Source organism: Tigheibacillus halophilus, from assembly GCF_042683165.1.
GTDB classification, from domain to species: Bacteria; Bacillota; Bacilli; order Bacillales; family Amphibacillaceae; genus Tigheibacillus; species Tigheibacillus halophilus.
Genome location: NZ_JBHUIZ010000015.1, coordinates 176,358 through 201,730, shown reverse-complemented (window position 1 = coordinate 201,730; position 25,373 = coordinate 176,358). Strand labels below are relative to the sequence as shown.

Sequence of the window (25,373 nt, the reverse complement as noted above, 5' to 3'; positions counted from 1 at the left end):
TAAACTGTTCATAACCAGTAGGTACAAGTATAAAATATTATAACCAAAATGTAAATGGTTACATTTTAAACATTGTAAAATATTCTTTTATTTTTGATCATTATACCGATGCATATATAAATTCTAAAGCCGGGTGAGCGTTTGCTCACTGACCACACAAGACGTAATTACAATTAAATATCACGCAGCATTATTACTGTTTCCACCTCTACCAACCCTAAGTTTTCCTGAATTTTAACGCAAGGAAAACATGGAGCGCCTTCTTCATATATATTTCTTGCTTTGAAATTGTAAGTCGTTGGAATACTATTTCCAACATCGGCTTGATGTCCTCGAATGGTACAATAAAACATTAATTCCTCTTCATAAAAAACAGGTATACATATAGTGTAATCGGCCATATGCGTGTTACCGTGATAAGGTGAATTATTTAAATATGCATCTCCTTCTTTAAAATTTTCACCATGATATTGGATAAAAGATTTCGTTGTTACACTCATGTTTGTAACATGTACTGGCAATCCATCAGGCAAGGAAATAACGTCTCCTTTACCATCACAAACAGCAGTTGAAAAATCACGGGAGCCACTCATGATGCTAGAGCGAGCACTGCTTTGCAGCACATATGTCATATGCTTAGCTATACCTGCAATACGGCTAGACATGATTGCTAATTGTTCAGATGAAATGGTGTTATTTTCCATTGCATATTCTTCCTTTAATTTTTAATTTTCAGTCAACTAATACATGAATCACTTTATTTCTGCTATTTTTTTCATGATATAGGTTAATATGTGTACACTTTTCTCTATGTCTTCCCAATTTGTTTTTTCTTCCGGGCTATGGCTTACCCCATTAATGCTAGGGACAAAAACCATAGCTGTTGGACATAAATTATTCATATTGGTAGAAATATGCCCTGCTCCGCTGACAATTTCTCTACTAGGATAATCATGATACGCGATAGCTTCTCTTACTATATTATTTAGATTAGAAGAAAATATCGTTGCGTCCATTTCCCACTCTAATTCAAACGTTATTTTCACTCTATAGTCTTTAGCCATTTCTTTTAGTTTCTCTTTTAACTTTTCTACCCCTTTGATTCTTGCCTCAATATCAATATCTCTTATATCCAGGCTAAATTGGGTTAGTCCTGGCACAGCATTAATATCGTTTGGCTCATTAATTATCTTACCTATGGTTACAATGGCATTCTTGCTTATTTCTGAAGCAAACCCTTCAGCAAATGCAATCATTTTTGCAGCTGATGCTAAAGTGTCTTTTCTTGCATACATAGGAGTAGGGCCTGAATTGTCTGTTCTTCCTTCGAGTGTAACCGTTAGCCAAGTCAGCCCTAAAATCCCCGCTACCACTCCAATGGGCGTTTTTTCTAAGTCCAGAATTGGCCCCTGTTCTTGATGCAGTTCAATAAAAGCATGAGCTTTATCCAAACGATTTTCCTCGGAACCTAAATAACCAATTTTCTCAAGCTCTTCCTTAAAACTTTTACCTTTACTATCTTTATCTTTATACACATCCCCGATATCAAAATCACCTGATAATACTCCGCTGCCAGACATTAATGGTTTAAAGCGAAAGCCTTCTTCATTCGTAAAATTAGCCACAATAATGGGCCTTTCCGGTATAATTGATTTTTCTTTAAATACCCTTATTATTTCTAAAGGAACTAAGATCCCTAGTATGCCATCATATATTCCAGCATTTTCTATGGAATATCAAGATGGGAACCTAATACCAACGGACTTGCATGTGGGTTTTTCCCCTCCATTTTTCCATAAACATTTCCAACATCATCGATACTAACTAATAAATTCAGTTCTTTCATCCATGAAACTAATAAATCTCTAGCTTGCTTGTCTTCCTCAGATAAGGCTAAACGACTAATTCCACCTTGAGGCGTGCTCCCCACTTCAGCCATTAAATTGAATCGTTCAATCATATTATTCATATCAACCACCAAACAGCTTCCTCCTCCTTAAACTCCAGAGACAGCGCTTACATTCGAAATGCTTAGATAACATAATACACATCTGTGCTATAATATAAAGTACCAAAAACAACAATTGGATGGTACCAGATTGGTATCCTCTGTTTTATATTCCTTAAGAAATGCGACCGTATCACTACATATTTTAATGAATGCATAAAGCAGAAAGGAACATAAAATGTTTAATCTTTATTTAAATAAAGATAAAGGATCCAGTTTTCTTTATAAACAAATTTATAACCATATTAAACAACTTATTTTAGAACAGAAACTTTCCTTTGGTGATCAGCTCCCCTCAAAAAGACAACTTGCATCAGAATTAAATGTAAGTGTTAATTCCGTTACTAACGCCTACAATCAGCTATTTGCGGAAGGTTACACTTATTCTATTGAAAAAAAGGGATATTTTGTTGAAAACATTACTATGCTTGATAAAAACACTAAAAAAAGCACACTGCCTGTGCATCTTAAAGAAGATTTAACCCCTAAAGATGGTTGGCTTTCCTTGTCACACATAAAATCCAACGGTTTCAAATTTCCTTTTCAGCAGTGGATGAAAGCCCAACAAAAAGCGATCAGAGAACATTATATCGAGCTTTCTGATATTCCTCACTCCCAGGGGCCATACAGTGTTCGAGAAAAAGTCGCCAATCTAATTGCGTTAACTCGCGGGGTTAAATGTGAACCTGAACAAATTGTTTTTGGATCAAGCACCCAAACATTGGTTTCTCAATTATCTATCATGCTATGGAACCTCCTGTTACAAAAGTTGCTGTCGAAAATCCCGGTTACCCTAGAATATACAAGCTGCTTAATAATTTAAATATGAATATCACTTCCATCCACTTAGATAACCAAGGTGTTATTATGGATGAAGTAAAGAAAGCAGACCCTAATTTTTTATTTATAACACCTTCCCATCAATTTCCTACTGGCACTATAATGCCTATTTCCAGAAGAATTCAATTATTAAATTGGGTTACTAATAAGGATGAGAATCATTACATTGTCGAAGATGATTATGATAGTGAATTTATCTATAACTCAGATTACACCCCATCTTTATATAGCTTAAGTAATAATGATAAGGTAATTTATTTAGGAAGTTTTTCTAAAACACTTCTTCCTAGTTTTCGGATAAGTTACATGGTTCTGCCACCCAAATTATTAGAAAAATATAAACGTTTTTTTTCTGATTGGACACAGGAGTGTAATTTATTACAACTATATACGCTATACCATTTCATCGATAGTGGTGAATACCAAAAGCATATAAAAAAGATGAATAAGTATTACAATAATAATAGAACACGAATGATCAATGCCCTTCAAGCTTTATTTAAAGAAAAGGTATATATACACGATATACCCGCCGGCTTACATTTCTTGGCAACTTTTTATACTAATAAAAGTTACGATGAGGTAATACAAAAAGCAAAGGAAGAAAAATTAGAAATATATACGTTACAACGATACTCTATTAAAATGAATAAACATTTGGAAAAGGGGAAAATCAAACTTATTATTGGATTTTCCAGTATGCAGGAAGATATTATTCCCAAAACACTCAAACGTTTATATAACGTGCTTTATAGTAATTAAGCTTTTACAAATAAATTATCACTTTACTTAAGGCACACCCACTGGGAAGGAATGCTAAATAAAAAGGTGGATGCCAATAACGGAGCTTCACCTTTTGAGCATGGGACAATGAAAGTCCTATTAAAAATATGGAGTGATTATTTGATAGTAAGCTCCACCTCATTTTTCATTCAACAGGTATTGTAACCTTCAGATCACTGATAGCTGATAATAAATGCCGACATAGAAACAGTATAGATTGATTTACTTGCCGCTTACCTATTTACTATGAGTAATTTTTTTTATGATTAAAATAAGATCATGAAAAGAAGACTGCAAATACCGCTGGGAATGATATGCAATATAAACGGATCTTTTATAAATATTATCTTTAAAACTGACTATTTTAATCCTCTTATTTGCATTTGACTTTAAATAACTGTCAGGCATTACGGAAACTCCTATGCCAATTTCCACTAAATTGCTTGCTAACTCCAAACTTTCAGTTTCATATAAAATATGTGGTTTAAATCCCGCAGTATTGCAAGCATCTACTATTATTTTTCTTATTCCAAATCCAGAAAGGCTATGAATGAGTGTTTCTTCTTGAAGATCAATCATATTGATGCTGGTTAAATTGGCAAATTTATGATTCATAGGAATAGCTAAAGAAAGTTGTTCTTGCTTAATAGAAGAATACGTAAGCTTGTGGTCGGATTTTATATCAGATGTAATTCCCAAGTGAATATCGTAATTGTTAAGGGCTTCCTCTATCGCTACTGGACTCATTTCCATAATTTGAATACCGATTTCAGGATAAACTTGCTTAAACTGTTTAATAATTTGAGGCATTAAATATCTAGAGGACTCAATTATCCCTATTTTTAATTTTCCCCCTCCCGAAATCTTTATTTGTTCCAAATCATCCACAGTGTTGTCAAATTGACTTAATAAATGACATACATGATTATTGAAAACTTGTCCTAACTCGGTGAGTGATAATTCTTTTGTACTTCTTTCCAATAATTTATATCCGACTTTTTTTTCTAAACGTTTGATAGTATTACTTAACGCAGGCTGAGATATATGTAATTCTTCTGCAGCCAAAATAAACTTTTTATTTCTTGAAACAGCTTCAAAGCACCTCAATTCTTGAATATTCATTTTCAGCCTCCATTTTTATAACTTCAAGTTATAAATTAATAACAAATACGTATTTGAAATTATAAAATATATAGATTATTATTACAAGTGCAACATATCAGAAAGCGTTATCACCTAAATTTAATTTAATTAGAAGGAGGATAACATAATAATTACTTTACAATTGGATATTATTACTTTCGCAGGTTTAGGTGCCTTGTTGCTTATGATAGGAGCTTGGATTAGAAACAAATATAAATTTTTTTGGAAATATTCTATTCTGGCTCCAGTGATTGGCGGCTTTGGTTTCGCAGTACTTATGTTAGTTCTAAAAGAAATGAATTTAATGGTTTTTGAATTCGACGACACTTTATATGATTTGTTTATGTACATCTTTTTTGTAACCATAGGATTGACTTCAGGATTGAACCTTCTTAAAAAAGGTGGGAAATTACTTGTACTGTATGTGTTGGTTTGTTGGTTGTTAGTAATTGTTCAAAATAGTGTTGGTGCAGGAATGGCCTTTTTAACAGGTACGTCTCCGCTTATTGGGCTTATGGCTGGTTATCCATCCATGCAAGGTGGACACGGTATGGCGGGGTCATTGGCTCCTGTTATAGAATCATTGGGAGAAAGCAGTGCTCTGACTGTAGGGATGGCAGCAGCAACTTATGGATTGATAGCGGGATCATTACTTGGCGGACCTGTTGGAAATTGGTTACTTAAGAAAAATGGGGTGAAATTGGAAGCAGCCACGTTGGAATCTGAGTCTATAGAGGAACTGTCACAGGAATTGAAGGAGAATAAGGAAGACAAAATCACCAGTCAAAATGTATTTATAGCAGGGTCGATCATTTTTGTTATTCTTGCTATAGGGATGCCTACAGCTGATTGGATTACGAGTATTACAGGTTTTTCAATACCAGGGCATATCTTTAGCCTATTTCTAGGGATATTTTTTCGCTCCTTTAACGATAAAATGCAGATTGTTAAGCTCTCAGATCAATCAATGGACTTGATATCTACAGTTTCTCTAAATATGTTTTTAGTTATGGCAATGATGAAATTAAAAATTTGGGAACTGTATGATTTGGCTCTTCCATTAACCGTAATACTCATCGTTCAAACGATAGTAACTGTGCTTATAGCTATGTTTATTATGTTTAAGGTAATGGGCAGAAATTATGATGCTGCAGTATTAGCAGCGGGGTTTATTGGACATGGACTTGGCGCAACTCCAAATGGTCTTGTAGTAATGGATGCAATATGTCAGAAATATGGTGTTTACTCCAAAAAAGCTTTTTTAATCATACCTGTAGCCGGCACTGTCTTAACTGATATTGTAGGAGTACCAGTATTTCTTTTTATAGCCAATTTGATTGCATAACAGCTATCATTTAACCCATTTGTTAGATTTCAGCATTACAACTTATAGCAGTGATGATGTGTATATAAAATTGTAAAGGAGAATGTTTTACATGGATAATAGTGTTAATCTTCCAATAACGGGTATTTGTTCATTTGCTAAATACCCTATTTGTACAACTGTAGATGAATTAGATGCAGATATTGCAGTATTAGGCGTGCCATATGATACGGGTGTTGGTTTCTTAAGTGGAACTAAGTTCGGTCCTCGTCGAATTCGAGAAGTATCTACACATTATAGCAGAGGAGATGCTGGTTTTTACGATCCTGAATATAAAGAGACCCTGCTAGGGGCACCCTGGAAAATCGTAGACTATGGCGATGCGGACATAGTAACTGGTGATATTGAAAGATCATTTAATAATATTGAGTGGGCGGTTAAAAATATCAGGAGAAAAGGAATTATCCCTGCAATTATGGGAGGCGATCATTCCATATCTATTCCTGTAGCCCGGGGGTTAGCCGCGGAAGAGTCAGTTTCAGTAATACAATTAGATGCTCACTTAGATTGGTCCGATGCTCCGGGAGGACAAACTTTGGGTAATGGAAGTCCGATGCGTAGAATGTCTGAAATGGAGCATATCAAGGATATTACACAAATTGGATTGCGTGGTTTAGGAAGCAGTAGAAAAGAAGACTTTGATGCAGCCTATGAATATGGGGTCAATTTAATTTCTGCTAAAGAAGCGTACAACCTTGGGGTGGAAAAAGTAATAGACAAAATACCTGAAGCTGATAAATATTATGTCACCATTGATATTGACTGCTTCGATATATCATTGGCAACCGGAACTGGCTCTCCTTCTCCAGGAGGATTTTCGTTCAATTTTCTTAATGATATATTAGTAGGAATTGCTGAAAAGGGAAATGTGATTTGTTTTGACCTTGTTGAGGTGGCGCCACAATATGACCCTACTAATGCAACACCACGAGTAGCAGCAATGACAATGTTGAACTTTATGAGCCATATTTTAAGAAATAAAAAATAAAACTTCAGAAGAATAGCAGGATATCGGATCATACAATAATAATTGGTGCGCCACTAGGTGTGCCAATTATTATTGTATCGGTAATCGCGCTGGATTGAAAAAAGTGGCACTGGGCCATTTGCCTTTTGTTACATAATCAGTGGCATAAACATCAAGGGTAATCTCTCTCATTTCAAATACAAATACCTTCCTGTTTGCAGATCGCATTTTGCTTTTCTGCTTGTTCTTCAGGAGCCGAAAGTATATGCGCTGAGACCCTTTGAAAAGCCACCGTTGAATCGCCGTAATCCGTTAGATTGTTGAAAAGTATTTCTTCATGAATCCTCTCGTTAAATTACAGAATTCCACTCAATGGATCCCAGAATGGTATCCCAACAAAAAGGTGGTTGACCAATATGCAGGCCTTCCACCTTTCAAACAGGAGACAATCAGACGAGTAGACAAGTATTTTGTCAGACCCGAATTTGGATAATTGAAAAGGATAGCAAACCTCCTCTCCGATTTTAGTTAAAAAATATTCATTTTATCTAGCAAAAGTCATTCAAACCGTCTGTGATAACTCCCCTTGTTCCCTTTCAACACCTACTCTTCCAACATTAACGTCTTTGCTTTCAAGAATCAAAGAAACTAACACCCCGCCAATCAACGCCCAAAAAGGAGCACTTACCCCAAAGAAACTAATTCCAGACATGGCGATAATTAATGCAAAAAACGACCCGATTTGAAACTTTTTTTCCCTGAAAGCAGTCTGTAAAGAACTGACCAGCACCCCAATCATCGCTAATCCTGCAACAGTTGCAACGAGTACACTTGGTAAAGCAACTACGAAAGAAACAGCAACGCCAGCTACAAGACCGAAACTGCCAAATAAAATGGCATTTACAATAACAGAAGCATACCTTCCTTCTTTCTCCCCAGACTCCTCCGATGCGCAAATAGCTGTCATGGGGCCAGCGATATTCGCATTGTGTCCCCCAAAGAAAGAGGTTAATATCCCACCAATACCACTAATAATTGTCATCCTATTAATCGGTGGCTTATAGCCTTCTGTCAATAAAACACCGATAGATTGCGCATTTTCTGCACCAATAACTAACAAGGCAAGAGGTAAACCAACAGAGATGATTGCTTCCATGTTAAAAGCAGGCATTAAAATTTGCGGAAGAGCCAAATTAGTTTCCATTCCTCCCATTTGGAATTGGCCGGTAAAAGAAGCCAAAACACACCCTACTATAAATGCAATTAATATTGGTGGCAATTTGGGGATAAAGCGAGATGATATTAAGTAAGCAACAATTGCCCCACCTACAATTAATGGTGCTCCTTGTATAGAAACAATCATTTCAGTACCAAATTTAATCATGGCCCCAACGATCATCGCCATCACAATTGAAATTGGAATCCAACTCATAACCTTCCCGATCAATCCACTAATACCCAGAATTAATACAATAATCCCGGCTGCTAAGTAGGCGCCAGATATTTCGTTTAACGTGTAAGTCTGTAGTCCTGCAGCAACTAATACTGCCCCAGGAATTGAATAGGCTCCTACAATAGGTTGTTTATACTTTAATGCCATATATACTCCTATTAAACTGCCAAAGAAATAAACTGCGAACAACCAAGAAATCATTTGTTCTGATGTTAGCCCAGCGTCCCTTGCTCCTCCAATAATAATTAATGCGGGGCCAGTACATCCAAAAATTGCTGCGAGAACACCTGTAGTAACAGTTTTCACATTTAAATGCTTCGGTACATCCTTTAGGTTTTGTTTAAATGAATTCATATAATCCCTCCTTTTATTTGTGCATGTCGCCTGGGGACCGCCATTAATAATTATTCAAAAGAAAGGAAAATCCACGCAACTAGATTTTCCTTTCCAAGCTTTTTTCTCAATTGTTTGTCTGCGTTGTTCACTTCCCTTTAAAATCGGGTTTCACTTTGTTTCCAAATGCTTGAACACCTTCACTGAAATCATCTGTCGAACGAAGCATTCCATACGCAAATCCTTCAATTTCCATTCCTGTGCTAAGCGTAGAATCTTGAGCTGAATTAAGTACACGTTTTAAAACCTTAAGGGTCATCGGTGATTTGGATAGTAGATCTTTTACAATTTTATTCGTTTCATTTTCCAAGTTTTCTGGTTCAGTTACTGTTGTTAGTAACCCCCATTGTCGTGCTTCTTCTGCTGGAATTTTTCTTCCACGCATAATCATTTCTTTTGCTCTTCCAATACCGGCAATTTTCGTTACACGTTGCGATCCTCCACTACCTGGAATCATTCCAAGATTAATTTCAGGTAAAGCAATTAATGTGTTGTCTGCTGCAACACGAAAGTCACATGCCAATGCAATTTCAAGCCCGACCCCAAATGTATATCCTTGTAATTGCGCAATAACTGGCTTTGGAGACCGTTCTGGTGCAGCAACATTTATATGCAGTTCAGAGAGCTCTACGGGATGTCTTTCCATAAACTGAGCAATGTTTCCACCAGACGTAAATGCCTTTTCCCCAGCCCCTTTTATAATGATAACCCTTACATCATTATCGTTGTTTAGATCATCGAAAATTTGAGATAGATGGGAACGCGCAATAAAGCTAAGTGTATTCATTTTTTCAGGACGGTCCAATGTAATTGTGGCTGTCTGCTCCTCTAAATTTTTATCTACTGTAAGATGATCCCATTCCTGTGTAATATTGTTAACCATGTTATACACTCTCCTTTATATCCTCTTGATAAGTTTCTTTTAAAACTCTTCTTAAAATCTTTCCTACTGGACTTTTTGGTATCTCATCCACAAAACGATACTCCCTTGGGCGTTTGAAATTAGCCAGCTTATTTGAATTACTGCAATAACTATCCAGTTCTTCAGAAGTTAGTTCTTTATTTTCTGGTACAATGTAAGCAACCACTTTTTGACCCCAGCGACTATCCGGAATGCCAACAATTGTCACTTCACGAACATCCGGATGGGCTGAAAGTACATCCTCCACTTCCAAGGGATGGATATTTTCTCCTCCCGAGATAATCATATCGTCCACCCGACCAACAACATATAAATCCCCATCTTCATCAAGGACTCCCATATCACCTGTGAAATACCACCCAAAGCGAATGGCTTTTTTATTGGCATCTGGTCTTTTCCAGTAGCCTTTAAACGCCTCCAATGAATCTATATTTACAATAATCTCTCCCGGTTCACCTGTAGGAACTAAATCATTCGGGCCTACATTTCCCAGTGGGTCTGGTGTGACCAAACGTAATTGCTGGTGGAAACCAGCCTTGCCGGCACACGCTGGTTTTTTATCAAGATAATCACAAATGGAAAAGGTATAGACTTCTGTACTTCCATAATGATTAACAAATACCTCTGGCTTGAACTTTTCAAAGCATTTTTCTGTTAGTTCAGTTGTCATAGCAGCACCAGCATATCCAATTTTTTTAAGGTTCCGTAAATTTCGCTTGTTAAAATCCTTGTTATGGACAAGATCGTGGAAAATAGTTGGAATAAGATAGACACAAGTAATGCGTTCTCTTTCTAGAATTTCCAATGTGTTTTCAATGCTATAATCAGGTGTCATAACCAACTTCCCGTTTAGTAGTCCCATCGATACTAAGGAACGCATACCCATTGTATGGTAAAGTGGCATTGCGCCTATTGTACTTTCATGCGTACTATAGCGATTTTGAATAATATGTGCAGTTGCTGCGCTATACTCGTTCAAATGGGTACGCGGAACCCCTTTTGGTTTCCCAGTTGTCCCTGAAGTATATAACATAAGACATATATCATTAATGTCAATATTTGGTATATGATAGTCTTCATTCTCCTGTTTTAACATTTTCTTGTACGTAGTGTCACCTCCCCGGGCACCCAAGACGCTGATAAGTATAGGATTATCCGTAAAACTACCATTGACTGCCGCATCTTCACTAGTTGGTTCATAAACAACCGCTTTTGCCTCTGCATTGTCTACACAATATGAAACTTCTTCTGAAGATAATCGAAAATTAATAGGTGTGAATACTGCACCAATCTTTTGGATTGCCCAATAAAATGCAACCGTTTCCAGTCGATTTTTTAAAATGATGACAACACGGTCCCCTTTTTCAATGCCAAGTTTTTGCATTGAGACAGCCAGTTTATTGATTTCACTATCGAATTCTCGATAAGTGTACCTTCTGTCCTCGTCCACAATTGCAATATTTTCAGGAAAACGACTTACTGATGATTCAAATATCCTGCCAAGGTCCACACTATCCACCCCTCACTTTTTTCTATCAAATGCTTTTTCAATCGCTTTAATAATTCCTTCATATCCTGTGCAACGGCACAGATGGCCAGAAAGTACCTCTTTAATTTCTTCTCTTGACGGTCTAGTGTCATTCTGTAACATCTCGTAGGCCGACATTAAAATACCCGGTGTACAGAACCCACATTGTAAGCCGTGCGAATCAATAAATGCTTCTTGTAATGTACTCATCTCTCCGCTTTCGACCAAACCCTCAACAGTTTTGATTTCCGAACCATTTGCTTGTACGGCAAACATAAGACAACTTCTTATCGCCGATCCATTAAATAATACTGTACATGAACCGCAGACCCCATGTTCACATCCCACATGCGTTCCTGTAAGTGCGAGATCTTCACGAATAAAATCACTTAACAGCTTTCGAGGTTCTACATATTTTTCCATTACTCTGCCGTTAACTGTTAAGGAAACTTTGCTCATTTGAACCTGTGCAACCTCTCCCATTATTCTCCTCCTCTCGCGCGGTTGTATGCTTTCTGTATGGCTTTCTTTGTAAGTGTTTTTGCTAAATGCAAGCGATAATCTACAGACGCATGCAAATCCTCATCAGGATCGGCATTTTCAATTGCTAATTCCGCGGCTTCTTCCAGGACTTTCTCTGCAGGTTCTTTTCCAGCAAGAAAATCCATTGCTTCGTCGGCCAAAACTGGAACCGCATCAATTCCCCCTAGTGCCAAGCGCACACTTTCAATTTTCCCTGCTTCATCAGTCGATAAGAGACAAACAACTGAGACTAAAGCAAAATCCCCATGTCTTCTGCTAAATTCTTCAAATGCATAACCTTTTGGTTGGTTCAGTGGTACTTGAATCTCTGTCAATATTTCGTCTGGCATCATGTCTGTTGTTAAATACGTTAGGAAAAATTCATTAATATCGGCTATTCTTTCATCGCTAGTGCTTTGTACGATGATTTCAGCATTCAGTGCCAGAAAGGATAATGGCAATTCTGCGCTCGGGTCTGCATGTGCCAAGCTGCCTCCAACTGTTCCACGATTCCTGGTTTGGACGTGGCCAATAAATCTGACTGCTTCTTTTAGAACCGGAAAACATTCCATAATCAACGTATTTTTTTCTAACTCCCTTTGCGTTGTCAGTGCACCAATTTTTACAGATTCACCTTCCAAACGAATTCCTCGTAATTCCTCCAGTTGGTGAATGTCAATTAAATATTCTGGTTCTGACATACGCATATTTAAAATGGGCACAAAACTTTGACCACCTGCAATGATCTTCCCTTCATCTCCATATTCTGTTAACATATCTATTGTTTCTTCTAGCGTCGATGGACATAAATAGGAAAAGACTGCTGGTTTCATTAGTGAAGTTCTCCTTCCAAGGCATTCATTCTCTCCAACTCTTTTTTTATCTTTTTAAAGAAGTCATTAATAATTAATTTCGCCACTCCGCCTAACATCCGTTGACCGATAGCGGCTACTTTGCCACCAACTTGCGCTTCGTACGTATATGTTAATTCCGTCTTGGAGTCATCTACATCGACCAGATGGATTTCAGCCTCCGCATCCACAAACCCTGGTCCGCCTTCACCATGGACGATTAATTTGTAGCTTTCAGGTACACTGACGTCTGCCAAGCGCATGGTTGCATCATATTTCCCTTTAACAGCGGCTACCCCGACAGACAGGTCAACTTTGTATACATTCTCTTCCTGCTGAATCAGTTCTTTACAACCCATAATACAATTCCTCAATACGTCAGGGTCTAATAAACTTGTAAATACCGTTTCTTTATTTCCTTGTAATTTAATACTCCCTTTTCCATTCATTGATAATCCTCCTATACTTCTACTGTTGTTTTCTGGTGAATTTCATTCCAAATGTAATCCGGTGAGAGGGGTAACTTTTCAATCGTAACTCCCAATGGTTTTAATGCATCTGTTACTGCATTAGCAATAACTGCCGGTGCACTCATTGTATTTCCTTCCCCCAGCCCCTTTGCACCAAGTGGTGTCAAGGGACTAGGTGTTTCAATATGTTTAATTGTGATATTCGGTATTTCCGTAGCAGTTGGAACAAGGTAATCCATGAAACTTCCAGTTAGTAATTGACCGTTTTTGTCGTACACTAGATTTTCATAGAGCGCAGCACCTAAGCCATGTGCAAGTCCCCCTAGAATCTGTCCGTTTGCAATCTTTGGATTTAATAGTTTACCAGCATCATGAACCGTGAAGTAGTCTAGTATTTTTACTTCCCCAGTGTTAATATCAACTTCAATCTTGACAGCATCAAATACAAAACCATAGGTTACAGAACCATTGACGGTATCCAATTCTGTTGGCGCCTTGGCTGTCGGCAAAGAGAAAAAAGCTGATTCATGAAGTCCTGGTTCCATCCCCTCTGGCAGTGCCTCTGGATTCCAGTGTGTTGTACCAATTAAACGTTTCAAAGAAATACTAATTTCAGAATTTGATTGCTTATATACTTTTCCATTTTTCATTTCTAACTCTTCCGTAGTTGTACCCAATTGTTTCGCTGCGATTTTTAAAAGTTTTGATCGGATCTTATGTGTTGCCAAATACACAGCACTTGAACCGATTGGAGCAAAGCGGCTTGAGTAACTTCCCGAAGCAACTGTCCAAGGACTTGTCGCAGTATCAAGTTCTGTGATCACTTTTACCATGCCTGGCTCAACACCAAGGGTATCTGCAACAACTTGCGCTGTGACAGTTTCATGTCCCTGTCCCGTTGGTACAGTGCTTATTCGAACGGTAATCCCCCCCATTGGATCAATGGAAACACTTGCACCCTCAGCTGCGCCAGACTTCGGCAGTCCTTTCGCTCTTTCCTCCGGGGTTAGGGCTAAAGTGACGTATCCCATATTTGAACCAGATGGTTCTACAATACTAGCAAAGCCAATGCCCAAATACTTTCCACGCTCCCAGGACTCTTTTTGTTTCCTCCTGAAATCCTGATAGTCAACGGCATCCACTGCTAATTGCAATGCTTTATGGTAGTCTCCACTATCATAAATTCCGCCTGATGCAGTTACGTATGGAAACTCATCTTTTTGAATTAAATTTTTCTTCACCACTTCCACAACATCCATATTTAACTTGTCTGAGATGGTCTTAACAATTCGCTCCAATGGGAAATAATGCTGTGGGCCACCATACCCCCTGATGAGTCCTGTCGGTGATTTGTTCGTCGTAACGGCAATTGCCTGCAATCTGACATTTCGGATTCGATAGGCTCCAGTTATGTTGGAATGGTTGCGATAAAGCGATGCAGGTTCTGGAGCACGGATATAAGCTCCAATATTGTCGGCATATTTCATCTTGAGGCCTAAAATTCTTCCGTCATTTTTCACTGCAGCCTCCATCCACGTAACCCGGTCCGTGCCACTGGAACTTGCCATTAAATGTTCTTGCCTATCTTCATTCCATTTCACAGGGACACCGACAATTCTGGAAACAACCGCTATGAGTACCATGTATGGATAAACACCTGATTTAATCCCGTAACTTCCTCCAATATCTTTCGGTGTAATAATCCGAAGTTGATTACTTGATACGTTCAATGCGGCTTTCATAACCGAATGAAGCGTAAATGGACCATGGAAGTTTGCCCAAATCGTGTAGGTTTTTTCACTTCTTGTATAGTTCGCAATAACCCCATAATTTTCAACAGGAGTTGCGCTTACCTTCGGAAATTCAAATTTTCTTTTTATGATATGGTCCGCATCTTCAAACGCTTGATCGACATCCCCATAGTCAAAATTACGTTCGTTTAGAATATTGCTTCCCACCTTTTCGTGTAACAGTGCAGACTCTTGAGAAAGTGCGTCCAATATATGGACAACTGGTTCAAGCGGCTCGTATTCAACCTTTATCTTTTCCATTGCATCTTCAGCAATATACCTGTTCTCTGCAACAACAACTGCTACTGGTTCACCGACATAGCGCACCTTTTCAACAGCAATCGGAAAATATTCTTGAGGCGCATTTACCCCAACCGGAAGCGGCCTGGTCAGTTGTTTGACCTGTCTCCCATCGACAACACCAATAACTCCAGGTAATTTCCGCGCTGCTTCTCCATCTATATTTTTAATGATGGCGTGTGGATGCGGGCTACGAAGGATGGCACAATGCTTGATATGCGGCAAAGGAGATAAATCGTCGATGTATGTCCCTTCTCCTGAAACCAAGCGTTCATCTTCGATTCTTTTTAAAGATTTACCTACATAAGACAATCTACTTCCTCCTTCATTCTTTTTAGCTGTAAACCTTGATCTTCTTAGATTTCAAGCAGCGTTTACTTATCCGTTTTCTGAGAGACAAAATTTCTGCAGCGATACTTAAAGCAATTTCCTCCGGGGTCTCTGATCCAATGTCCAATCCAATTGGCGTATAAATATGGTTCTCCGCCTCTTTGATGGATAGTCCATCCATTTCCAATCGCTCTTTCAACAACATATAGCGCTTTTTTGGACCTAAAAGGCCAATGTATGAAATGTTTTTTTGTATTAACCCTTTTAAATAATTTAAATCATTTTCAAAATGATGAGTCATTAACACGGCAAAAGTATTATGGTTAAATGAGATTCCAGCTGGAAATTCACCACGTCTAACTAGGTAAAGTTGATCTGCATTCGGAAAGTTAGCTTCACTCAAATACCCCGGCCTATGATCAACAACAGTTACTTTCCACTGTAATTGGTTGATCTGCTCGACTACTGATTGTGCATCTTGGCCAGCACCAAAAACAACAACATTCGGAGTTGGCTTCAGTTCTTCTATAAAAAGTGTTGTATTCACTAATTCCCCTTGAACTAAATAAAGGAAGTCCTCTACAACCCCATTTTTCTCGAATTCTTCATCTTCTAATGGAAGAAAGGTATTTAATGGAAGGATTTTTTCATTACTTGAAGTAAGCACTGTACCCACAAGAAACGAGTCAGTTCCCTCATACTGATTTTTAAGCGCTTCCAAAATTTTACTTGCTTCATGATAGTTCTCAATAGGGTCAATTAATCCCAACCAGATCATTACAGCACCATTACAACCAACACCCATTCCCCAAGGGGCATCTTCTTCATTTCTTAAATCATATAAGATTTCCTTTGGCTTCCCGGTAAGAAAGACATCTTTCGCATGTTCCGATAAATCTTCTTCAATACATCCACCACTAAGGACTCCCTGTATCGTACCATCTTCCAGAATGATACTTTTTGCACCAATTTGCCGATAAGATGAACCCTCTTTAGAAATGACAGTCGCAAGAACAGCTTTTTTATTTTCTCTTATACAAGTTTCAATATGTTTAATTAGCATTCCATCACCCCAATCCTGCGCATTTCCTTGGCTGTATTCACTCCTTCTCCTGACTAACTATTTATGATTGTAATATTTTAAATAAATATGTAGTTTCAAAATTCAACTTTTTCTGCTTTCATTTTTTTGCAATAAAAAATAAGAAACGAATCAATAATTAGATCCATTTCTTATTTCGCCAAGAATAATGAACGATATTCGGAAGGGGTACAACTTTCCTTCTTTTTAAAAGCTGTGGAAAAATATGCCGCACTGGTAAATCCCACTTGGTTTGCAATCACTTCCATTGGAAGTGTCGTAGTCTTTAACAACATTTTGGATTGATCGATTCGATAGGTCATCAGATAATCAACAAACGTTACTCCCGTTTCCTCCTTGAAAGAACGACTGAAATGTGAAGTACTTAAATACACCTTTTGAGCTGTCTCATCTAAAGTGATTTGTTCCATATAGCGGTTTTGGATAAACTGTAAAGCAGTCTGTATTGGATTCGCAAGATCTGGGGTTTGTTTTTTGTTATTTTCTTGTCGAAATACTTTCTTTGACTCTGTCGATAGACTATGGATATGAATTCGTTCTACAAGCATATGGATATCGGTTTTGGAGAAAGGTTTTAATAAATACCCTGCAAATCCAAGGTTGATACTACAGTGGACTAAATCAAATTCCTTCAAATACGTCACCACAATAACACTGATATCGGGATTCCACTCTAACGCTTTTTGGCCTAATTCCATTCCATTTCCGTTTGGCAGGGAAACATCTAAAAACAATATGCTTGGCTTTATTTTTTTTAATAATAGCTCTCCTTTTTCAATTGTAATGGCTTCATGTACTGAATAAAACCCAATACTGCTTGTCGAAAGATAATCCGTCACAGCCATTCTGCTTTCAAATTCATCATCCACGATTAAAATATCCGGCAAAACCATTCCTCCTTTCAAATTTTTGCTAAGGAATTAGCATAAATTTGAAATTTTTTATTTTGAAGGTACTTGTTTATATGATGGTTTTCCAGACGTTGTTTCCGGTAAGGAAGATTTAAAAATATACTTTCTTGGCCGCTTAAAATTAGATAGCATGGAGTGGGATTTACAAAAAATATCCAGTTCACCTGCAGTTAGCAATTCATCTTTTGAGACAATATAGGCGACAACAATTTGTCCCCATCGTTCATCATCTTCCCCTCTAATCATTGCCTCTTTTACCTTGGGATGTTCCAATAAGATGTTCTCTACTTCCAATGGAAAAATATTCTCACCCGCATGCAAGATCATCTCATCTATTCGCCCTATGACATAAATATCACCGGTCTCATCTTTATAACCTAAATCCCCAGTGTAGTACCAACCATTTTTTACACTTTTTTTAGTAACTTCTGGTTTATTCCAGTAGCCCCTAAACGCCTCAGGAGAATCCATACTGACAATAACCTCTCCGATCACACCATTTGGAACAACATCTTCTTCCGATTTTGAACGGCTGGCATCCGCTTCAATTACTTTAATTTTTTGATGAATTCCTGGCTTTCCTGCACATCCAGGCTTATGAATAATTTCTTGACATATAGTATGGGTAAATATTTCTGTACTCCCGTACTGATTGATAAAGTGGGCTGGATTAAGAACCTCTTGGCATTTCTGGATTAGCCTATTTGTCATAGGCGCGCCTGCATATGAAATAACACGCAACCGCTCAAAATCATATTTCTTGATATCAGTTAATGAAACTATCTCATGGTACATGCTTGGAAATAAATAAACACAAGTTACTTTTTGGTCTTGGATTAATTGGCAGGCTTCATTCGGGTCAAAATTTTTTAAAAGAATGGTCGTCCCATTTAGTAAAAACATGCTAAGCAAGGAACGTATTCCCATTGTATGATGCAGTGGAATAACACCAAGAGAAGTGTCCATCCATTCATAACGACAATGAAAGACATAAGCTAAAGTTGAAGAATACTCATTCAGGTGTGTTCGTGGGACCCCCTTCGGGATACCTGTGGTTCCAGAGGTATATAAAATAATAGAAAGATCATTTTCATGAACGGTAATATGATTAAAATCATATTCGTTTCCTTGAAGCAATTCACTATACGTAATATCACTTTTCCCATCAATAGTGATAAATAATGGGCGATAATCAATTTTTCCCCGTTCAATTAGGTACTCAGTCGTTTTTTCAAATACAATCATTTTGGCATCCAAATCATTGATACAATAATGGATGATTTCTTTTGTTTGCATAATATTTATCGGTGAAAATACAGCGCCTAGTTTTTGGGTGGCCCAAAATAATACAATTGCCTCCATACGATTTCTAAGTAAAATAGCAATGCGGTCACCTTTTTTTATTCCTAATCGGTATAGCGAAGCTGCAACAAAATTCACACTGCTCTTTATTTCTTTATAGGAATAATGACGTTCCCCATCAATGAATGCAGTTTCATTTGGGCTGCGTTCCACTGCATAGTCAAACATCCTGGCAAGATCCACCAATACCACTCCTAGTTAAAAATGATCTTCTGGCATTTTAATTTACAGATAATTTAAAGAATAGTAATTATATTATAATCTTAAAAGAAAACCCTGTCATCTAAATAAACAATATTTACCCGGTCGATACGATGGAAATGATAACTACCTTTTCAAATAGGAGGCCCAATTAGGGAAAGAATCTAAAGAATAGGATTATGCCAAATGTCTCTTTCGGAATACATGTGTGTTCAGCACAATAATGAGTCCCGTAAATATGGGGTATGAAATCATCTTTAAGCGGTGGGAAACAATATATCTTAATAGATAAACATTTATCTCTATACGGTGAGTATTATTTAAAAGCAATTACTCTTCATGGATTTAGCGGTTCTCTGACCATTTTTTAGCCTCCAGATAATCTTCGGGAGTATCAATATCAAACAAAATTCCCTCATCTGAAACTTCAACTTCAGTACAATCATTCATTTTTTTTATGATTGGTTTTGCTCCCTGGTCCCCATGTAACTGTTGAAACCACTCACTTTCAGCATTTCCAAAGAATACTGGATGCCCAACCTTACCCTTCATCTTTGGCCGAACAACAAAAGGTTTACTTGTTTGCACCAATTTCTCTTTTCCTGCATTCAATACCTTTTGAATTGTTTCTTCCTTAAGTAATGGTAGATCACCTAAAAAGATCATGGCATTTAATGGAGTCCTCTCGATCTGTTCCATCGCTTTTTTCAAAGAATCACTTTGACCATTCGTAAAGGATGAATTAATAATCCATCGGAAAGACGGGTCATTGACGATAATTTCTTTCTGAATAATCTCAGCTTCCCGACCAATAACAGTAAGTACTTCTGAAAAATCCCATTTGTTAACAAGACGAATGACTGTTTCAAGAAGGCTATTGTCTCCAAAGGGGAGCAATTGTTTTGGCTTCCCCATACGACGCGACGTTCCGGCTGCCAGAATAATTGCATGTATTGATGCTTCGCAAGTTTTCATAATACAAGCTCCTATAAATTGAGAATTGTATAATACAAATTGACTTTCCAATGAATAGCTAAGAAATTTCATTTCTAAGGAAAAAGCTAACTTGAAGATATCATCCCATAATTAAATGGAAAGCGCATTCAATACGCTCAACAATGACTGGTGCCTGCTACATTATCATCGATATACGCAAAAGCCCGACAAAAATCGTTTGCGTAACTCGCTTTTGTTTAATATCTTGATTGAAACTACAAGCATCCAACTAAGCCTTCCTCTTCCTCCCAAACTCCGAACAAACTTCAACATCTCTTCTTTTTCCTTCTGAACATCGACCTGTTTTGCAGTTTTTTCTTGCGTTTCGCTGCTGACCATTTGCCCTGTTGCATCCGGCCTCTCGTTTCAATCTGGCACAATGCGTTTACCTCCACCGGCAGCTTTGCGAGGAGCGCGGAAAAGTTTTTGACAGAACTCTCTTTTTGAGCCTGCTCCACTTGTATAATCCCTTTGCGTTTCCAGTTTGCAAGAATCTTTTTATAGCTCCAGCTCGACTTATTGTAATCCAGCGTACGTTTCAGCGCTTCCAACACGAGACTTTCTCCCATATCCGCTACATCGCCAAAGTTTACTTATCTATCTAAAGAGGCAATTCTAAACATCCCCTATCCCTCTCTATTTCCCATCCTCGCCCATTCCCCAATATTTCAAAAGGAGCATACCATGAAAACACCCTATTCATTCAAAGAAATTTACCAGCAAACAAGTGCCGGATATATTATCAGATTCACCGGCTAAACATCCACGACCCCCATCAGGGATTCTTTCAAGAAGGCTTATGTGCTATGTGGCATGCCTATGAAAAGTATGATCCCGACAAAGGTCCCTGACAACCTACTTCAATTTCATTATCCGCTGCTGTCTTATCGATCTCATTCGCAAGAAAAGCAGATATACCCCACACATGCAAAACTTATCTTCCATCCCACGCCACTGATAAAACTATCCGAAATGATTACACTACAGATTTCTACTCTGGTATCATGAGCCCCCTTCTGGAAAACACCCATTTTTGGAAATATATAAAATCCCAGTTAACCCAGAATCAATGGAAATGGATTTATTTCGCCGTTGTTGACGACATGCCGTTAAAGGATATTGCTGAGCAGGAAAATACGACTGTTGAAGCTGTAAAAAGTTGGGGCAAGCGCGGAAAAAATTACATACGGATGAATTTCGGCTTGCGCTTCAAGACGTCATGAAGAAAGAGTAAAAATTAATTACTCCTTCAAGTATCAAGTATATTTGGGCCATCAGCATATTAATGGTTGTGTTCGGAATCATTATCGGAAAAATTACACTTTGATTTTTAACAAGCACCCCTTTTATCTGACAGCATACGACAAAATTTGAAAAATCACAGGCACCGACAAAATTTTAAATAGTGTTGGCGCCTGTGACAAAGTACTATGCTGCCATATCAGTTTTTTCTTTGCTTTCATTTTTATTTCCATGCCAATGTAGAAGATAATTCCTGCAACAGCAAAGGTTTGGAGCAATAGCATAGCGACTGGATAGATGTATTGTGTTAATAGCCATCCAAGAACTATTGCTGCTGGTGCTACCCAGTTTCTACCCTCAACATCTTCAAAAGTTTGCTTTCAGAAAGAAAGTAATTCAACATCATAAGAGGCAACCGGTGGACTGGCAATCCAATTACGCGCAGTAAATTTTCAATTTAGGTCTTGGTAACTGTAAACATAAATCATCCAGCGTACCTAATATACCTCTATAGTTTTATTCTCTTACTGTTCGCATCAATCAACTCCTGATTATGCTCATCAGCACCTTCAATATTTCCGCTTAGAAAAACTGGCGGTTCAAATTCGTTCTCTGCCATCAGTTTGATAGATTCAGCAAAAATTGCATTTAGAATCGTCGAACCAACTACAGTAGAGCTAGGTGAGAAGTTTACATTCACTTTCTCATGTGACATTAGTGCATCTCCAACCGGAGCATGATTGTTAATTACTACATCCACTGCATCAAATAGATGCTTTCCACTTGTATGCCGTGATGGCTGGCTTGATGAATATTCAATTGATGTGATACCGATAACGAAAGCGCCTTTGGTTTTTGCGAAATGGGCTACATCCACCGGAACAGGGTTCCTTCCAGATGTTGAGATCACGAACAGGACATCCCCTTCACGGATATCCTGTTCGTCCATAAAAGTTTTTGCATAATCATTTTTTCTCTCCAAAGCTGATGAACGAACAGCACCTTCATGAAGCATTAACGGTTCATGTAAAATAGGATGTATTGGAACTAATCCGCCTGCGCGATAATAGACTTCTTCTGTCAAAATATGCGAATGCCCACAACCAAATAAGTGAACAACCCCACCGTTTTGGATTATATCAGCAACTTTTTTAGCTGCTTGGCTCATTGCTTCCTGCTCTTCATTTTCAACAATGGATAGTAGATTAGTAATTTTGTTAAAGTATTGGTGAATCATCATAGTCCCTCCACTTTGGCAAGAATTTCACGTACTTTAGCTGGGTTGGTTTCTCCTGTATCCTTGTCAATCGTTGATCCAAAGATATGTGGCATAAAAAACGCAATGTCGATATCTTTCACGCCGATAAGGATATCCTTGATATTACTTGCATCAATTCCACCTGCAGGTTCAACACCACGAATTCCTTTGTTAGCTGCTATTTTAGTTAAATAGATTAGTTCTTCTAAATGCTGAGTTCCCTTAACAGGCATCATCTTAATACTCATTAATCCTAGACTAACAGCAATTTCAACGAAATCTTCAACAAGCAAAACCTTACCGGAATTAGCCAATTTTATTTTTCCTACTTCACCCGTTGGCTGCACAAGTGCATTGACCAATTGTTTTGGGATATCATTTCCATCCAAATATCCCGTCGCATATGTTGCCGTTTCAAATGGCTGATTAATGTGACCAGGATTGGAAGCAGCAGCAATCTCTAGTACTTTCTTCCAATTGGATGTGTTTCCACCACCGCCTAAGCCAACACTTACCGTGTCCGTTACGGATTTTAATTCGACTACTTTCTCTGCAGCCGCTTTAATCGAATCAAACTTATCGGATACAATACCCGGAACGACATAACCAAAGCCAGCCTCCATCACCGCAGCAGTATTATTACGATCTTTCGCCAAAAAATTAAATAAGAACTTCCCATAAAGTTTTTCTCTCATAGTGAGTCACCCTCTGCATTTTTCATCAGTAACTGATAAGGGGTTGAAATTCAATTTCAAATCCCTTCCTTATAACCTTATTCCTTTAATTCTTCGATCATTTTAACCATATTTTCTAATGCGATATCGATAATATATTTTCCTTTTTCTTCTGTGGCAAGGCTGGCATCTCCCAGTACAGCGGTTTTTGTAAATTCTTCCCACGGTGTGGGCGTTGAATCAGCATGCAACGGTATATCCGGTATGTCCGTAAGTGCCTTATCGATATCAACATGTTCTGGAGCCAGATACAACATGTAAGATGTTTCTATTTCACAAGCATGGAAGTAAGTATTATGTGCTGAGCTTTTTTCCCGAACTTCAGCTGCCGCTTTGTTCATTCCTGGATAGAAGAAATAAAACACACGCATTTTTGGACATGACTCATACAATACTCGCGCTGCTTCTTTTAATGCTGTTTGATTCCCCAAGTGTCCATTGACCATCGCAAATGTTTTAAACCCTTGCTTATAAAGACTTTCACCGATATCAACGAGAAAACCAATAAGTGAGTTATTACTGATATTAATACTTCCCGGAAAATTACGCAGACTCCATACTTGGCCATAAGGTAATGTCGGCAGTACAAAACCATTGACATGTTTTGCCAGTTTTTCCGACAATCGTTCAGCAAGCAAATTATCCGTTCCAAGCGGTAGGTGGGGCCCATGCGCCTCGACTGCACCAATCGGTAAAATAGCAATTTTTGATTGATTGATTTTTTCCTTTACTTCAAAGGAATTTTCGTATTGGAATTCCATTTTGCCTTCACCGCCCAATTTTTTTAAAGTTTGTTAAAAAATCCTCATTAGCAAATGAAGATGACTAACTTTCCTACACTTCATCTACATGTTAGTTGTGCCAACCGACCATTTAGCGCTTTTATACCTCATTTCTTAAAAACAAAGCAACGAGCGGGATTTTGGACGAAAAATTTATTTATTAATTTTTCTCCATCAAAACCGTTTTTATCTGCTTCATCTATGAAACGAGGAACCCAATTACCAATGATGTTTTCCAATCCTAAACCATGGTCATAGTGTTTATAATAGGATTTTCTTGCTGTATCACCACTAATCAAAATTTGGTTCTCGTAACCTTTATTGACAAGTTCAAAAATACACTGAATACGCGTACTTTCTGGGGCATATTTAATTTTTGAGATACCATCAAAGGAGAGTAATGCGCCGGTCTTAGCAATTTTTTCATGGTAATATGGATCTGGGTTACGATCCATATGACCGAAACTAATATGTTCTAAATTGACTCCTTCACTTTTTAGTAGTTCGATTTGTTCAAGTCCCATCGTTCCAGCTTCTGTATGAGAATGCATCGGAGCTTTCGTTTCATGATGTGCTCTTGCTACAGCGCGTAACGTTTTTTCCTCCAAAGGAGTTATTCTGTTATAACCTGTACCAAATTTCACTTGGCCCCCAGGTATATTCGTACCTTCCAGTCCCTCTTCAATTTCGCGAATGACAAAATCAGCAAGCTCATTGATTGATTTTGCATGGATCCATTCATAATATGTGTCATAGTAACCAACTATTTCTTTCACATGTTCGGGGATAGGTGCGTCCCATAAAAAACTTTTGTTGAATCCTGCTGTACCTACAATGGTGACACCTGTTTCTTCTGCAATTTCTTTAACTGCCTGCACATCACGGCCGTAGTCAACCGCTGTTGCATCAACAATTGCTTGTCCACCAAGGTTTTTGAAATCTAGAACGTCTTTCTTTGATTTTTCTTTATCATCTAGAAGCAAATCGTCATTTTTTTGTTTCACCCAATATGGTGGTCGACATACAATGTGTTCGTGTGAATAAGTGAAACCTAATTTTGATGGATCTATATCGCCATGAAACGTTCTGATAAAACTCATA

At 37.9% G+C, this 25,373-nt stretch carries 24 protein-coding genes; 4 read left to right on the top strand and 20 right to left on the bottom strand.

The genetic code is table 11. The features are described 5' to 3' along the window. Window positions 1-173 precede the first annotated feature (173 nt). From ACFSMW_RS16835 to ACFSMW_RS16825, 3 genes are read right to left on the bottom strand one after another with little or no spacing between them, the layout of a single operon-like run. Entirely contained in the window at window positions 174-704 is a 531-nt protein-coding gene (locus ACFSMW_RS16835) for a hydantoinase B/oxoprolinase family protein (protein ID WP_390357456.1), read from the bottom strand. A 48-nt stretch (window positions 705-752) separates the two neighbouring features. Next, window positions 753-1,715 carry a hydantoinase/carbamoylase family amidase gene (locus tag ACFSMW_RS16830; protein ID WP_390357675.1) on the bottom strand — a complete coding sequence of 321 codons (963 nt, stop codon included), beginning with the start codon at window positions 1,713-1,715 and terminating at the stop codon, window positions 753-755. Between the two features lie 11 nt (window positions 1,716-1,726). Further along, entirely contained in the window at window positions 1,727-1,981 is a 255-nt protein-coding gene (locus ACFSMW_RS16825) for a hypothetical protein (RefSeq protein WP_390357455.1), read from the bottom strand. Window positions 1,982-2,186: 205 nt separating this feature from the next. Between ACFSMW_RS16825 and ACFSMW_RS16820 the strand changes: the two genes are divergently transcribed. Beyond that, window positions 2,187-2,831, top strand: coding sequence for a GntR family transcriptional regulator (locus tag ACFSMW_RS16820; protein WP_390357454.1), 645 nt, complete (start codon window positions 2,187-2,189; stop codon window positions 2,829-2,831). Further along, the gene (locus ACFSMW_RS16815) at window positions 2,756-3,610 is read left to right on the top strand and encodes an aminotransferase-like domain-containing protein (RefSeq protein ID WP_390357453.1); all 855 of its coding nucleotides are present in this window, start codon (window positions 2,756-2,758) and stop codon (window positions 3,608-3,610) included. Before ACFSMW_RS16820 ends, ACFSMW_RS16815 begins: the two co-directional genes overlap by 76 nt. Before the next feature lie 258 nt (window positions 3,611-3,868). On the opposite strand, the gene ACFSMW_RS16810 is transcribed toward ACFSMW_RS16815, so the two are convergent. Continuing rightward, on the bottom strand, window positions 3,869-4,753 hold the full coding sequence (locus ACFSMW_RS16810) for a LysR family transcriptional regulator (RefSeq protein ID WP_390357452.1): 885 nt from the start codon (window positions 4,751-4,753) through the stop codon (window positions 3,869-3,871). A 163-nt stretch (window positions 4,754-4,916) separates the two neighbouring features. Between ACFSMW_RS16810 and ACFSMW_RS16805 the strand changes: the two genes are divergently transcribed. Together ACFSMW_RS16805 and ACFSMW_RS16800 are read left to right on the top strand one after the other, a co-directional pair. After that, on the top strand, window positions 4,917-6,119 hold the full coding sequence (locus ACFSMW_RS16805; RefSeq protein ID WP_390357451.1) for a sodium/glutamate symporter: 1,203 nt from the start codon (window positions 4,917-4,919) through the stop codon (window positions 6,117-6,119). Between the two features lie 91 nt (window positions 6,120-6,210). Further along, window positions 6,211-7,146 (top strand): agmatinase, encoded by a 936-nt coding sequence (locus ACFSMW_RS16800; protein WP_390357450.1) that lies wholly within the window; start codon window positions 6,211-6,213, stop codon window positions 7,144-7,146. A gap of 541 nt (window positions 7,147-7,687) precedes the next feature. Here the strand turns inward: ACFSMW_RS16800 and ACFSMW_RS16795 are convergent. The 16 genes from ACFSMW_RS16795 to ACFSMW_RS16720 all read right to left on the bottom strand — a co-directional run bounded on the left by ACFSMW_RS16795 (window position 7,688) and on the right by ACFSMW_RS16720 (window position 25,372). Beyond that, window positions 7,688-8,932 (bottom strand): benzoate/H(+) symporter BenE family transporter, encoded by a 1,245-nt coding sequence (locus ACFSMW_RS16795; RefSeq protein WP_390357449.1) that lies wholly within the window; start codon window positions 8,930-8,932, stop codon window positions 7,688-7,690. A 127-nt stretch (window positions 8,933-9,059) separates the two neighbouring features. Next, the gene (locus ACFSMW_RS16790; protein WP_390357448.1) at window positions 9,060-9,854 is read right to left on the bottom strand and encodes an enoyl-CoA hydratase/isomerase family protein; all 795 of its coding nucleotides are present in this window, start codon (window positions 9,852-9,854) and stop codon (window positions 9,060-9,062) included. 1 nt (window position 9,855) lies between these two features. Then, complete coding sequence (locus tag ACFSMW_RS16785; protein WP_390357447.1) at window positions 9,856-11,403, bottom strand: class I adenylate-forming enzyme family protein; 1,548 nt, start codon at window positions 11,401-11,403, stop codon at window positions 9,856-9,858. A 12-nt stretch (window positions 11,404-11,415) separates the two neighbouring features. After that, window positions 11,416-11,904, bottom strand: a complete 489-nt coding sequence (locus tag ACFSMW_RS16780; protein WP_390357446.1) for a (2Fe-2S)-binding protein — start codon at window positions 11,902-11,904, stop codon at window positions 11,416-11,418. Beyond that, window positions 11,904-12,776, bottom strand: a complete 873-nt coding sequence (locus ACFSMW_RS16775) for an FAD binding domain-containing protein (RefSeq protein WP_390357445.1) — start codon at window positions 12,774-12,776, stop codon at window positions 11,904-11,906. The genes ACFSMW_RS16780 and ACFSMW_RS16775 overlap by 1 nt, the downstream gene beginning before the upstream one ends. Next, on the bottom strand, window positions 12,776-13,243 hold the full coding sequence (locus tag ACFSMW_RS16770) for an SRPBCC family protein (RefSeq protein WP_390357444.1): 468 nt from the start codon (window positions 13,241-13,243) through the stop codon (window positions 12,776-12,778). The genes ACFSMW_RS16775 and ACFSMW_RS16770 overlap by 1 nt, the downstream gene beginning before the upstream one ends. An 11-nt stretch (window positions 13,244-13,254) precedes the next feature. Further along, entirely contained in the window at window positions 13,255-15,666 is a 2,412-nt protein-coding gene (locus ACFSMW_RS16765) for a xanthine dehydrogenase family protein molybdopterin-binding subunit (RefSeq protein ID WP_390357443.1), read from the bottom strand. Between the two features lie 22 nt (window positions 15,667-15,688). Further along, a complete protein-coding gene (locus ACFSMW_RS16760; RefSeq protein ID WP_390357442.1) occupies window positions 15,689-16,747 on the bottom strand; it encodes an XdhC family protein in 1,059 nt (352 codons plus the stop codon). Window positions 16,748-16,917: 170 nt separating this feature from the next. Next, on the bottom strand, window positions 16,918-17,673 hold the full coding sequence (locus ACFSMW_RS16755) for a helix-turn-helix domain-containing protein (RefSeq protein WP_390357441.1): 756 nt from the start codon (window positions 17,671-17,673) through the stop codon (window positions 16,918-16,920). A 54-nt stretch (window positions 17,674-17,727) separates the two neighbouring features. Next, complete coding sequence (locus tag ACFSMW_RS16750; protein WP_390357440.1) at window positions 17,728-19,242, bottom strand: class I adenylate-forming enzyme family protein; 1,515 nt, start codon at window positions 19,240-19,242, stop codon at window positions 17,728-17,730. Between the two features lie 363 nt (window positions 19,243-19,605). Then, the gene (locus ACFSMW_RS16745; protein WP_390357439.1) at window positions 19,606-20,235 is read right to left on the bottom strand and encodes a nucleotidyltransferase family protein; all 630 of its coding nucleotides are present in this window, start codon (window positions 20,233-20,235) and stop codon (window positions 19,606-19,608) included. Between the two features lie 287 nt (window positions 20,236-20,522). Then, a complete protein-coding gene (locus ACFSMW_RS16740; protein WP_390357438.1) occupies window positions 20,523-20,825 on the bottom strand; it encodes a DnaD domain protein in 303 nt (100 codons plus the stop codon). A 1,181-nt stretch (window positions 20,826-22,006) separates the two neighbouring features. Beyond that, complete coding sequence (locus ACFSMW_RS16735) at window positions 22,007-22,735, bottom strand: SIS domain-containing protein (RefSeq protein ID WP_390357437.1); 729 nt, start codon at window positions 22,733-22,735, stop codon at window positions 22,007-22,009. Next, a complete protein-coding gene (locus ACFSMW_RS16730) occupies window positions 22,735-23,451 on the bottom strand; it encodes a KDGP aldolase (protein WP_390357436.1) in 717 nt (238 codons plus the stop codon). Before ACFSMW_RS16730 ends, ACFSMW_RS16735 begins: the two co-directional genes overlap by 1 nt. Before the next feature lie 77 nt (window positions 23,452-23,528). Continuing rightward, window positions 23,529-24,251, bottom strand: coding sequence for a creatininase family protein (locus tag ACFSMW_RS16725; protein WP_390357435.1), 723 nt, complete (start codon window positions 24,249-24,251; stop codon window positions 23,529-23,531). Window positions 24,252-24,379: 128 nt separating this feature from the next. Further along, window positions 24,380-25,372 (bottom strand): phosphotriesterase family protein, encoded by a 993-nt coding sequence (locus ACFSMW_RS16720; RefSeq protein WP_390357434.1) that lies wholly within the window; start codon window positions 25,370-25,372, stop codon window positions 24,380-24,382. Between the last annotated feature and the right edge of the window lies 1 nt (window position 25,373).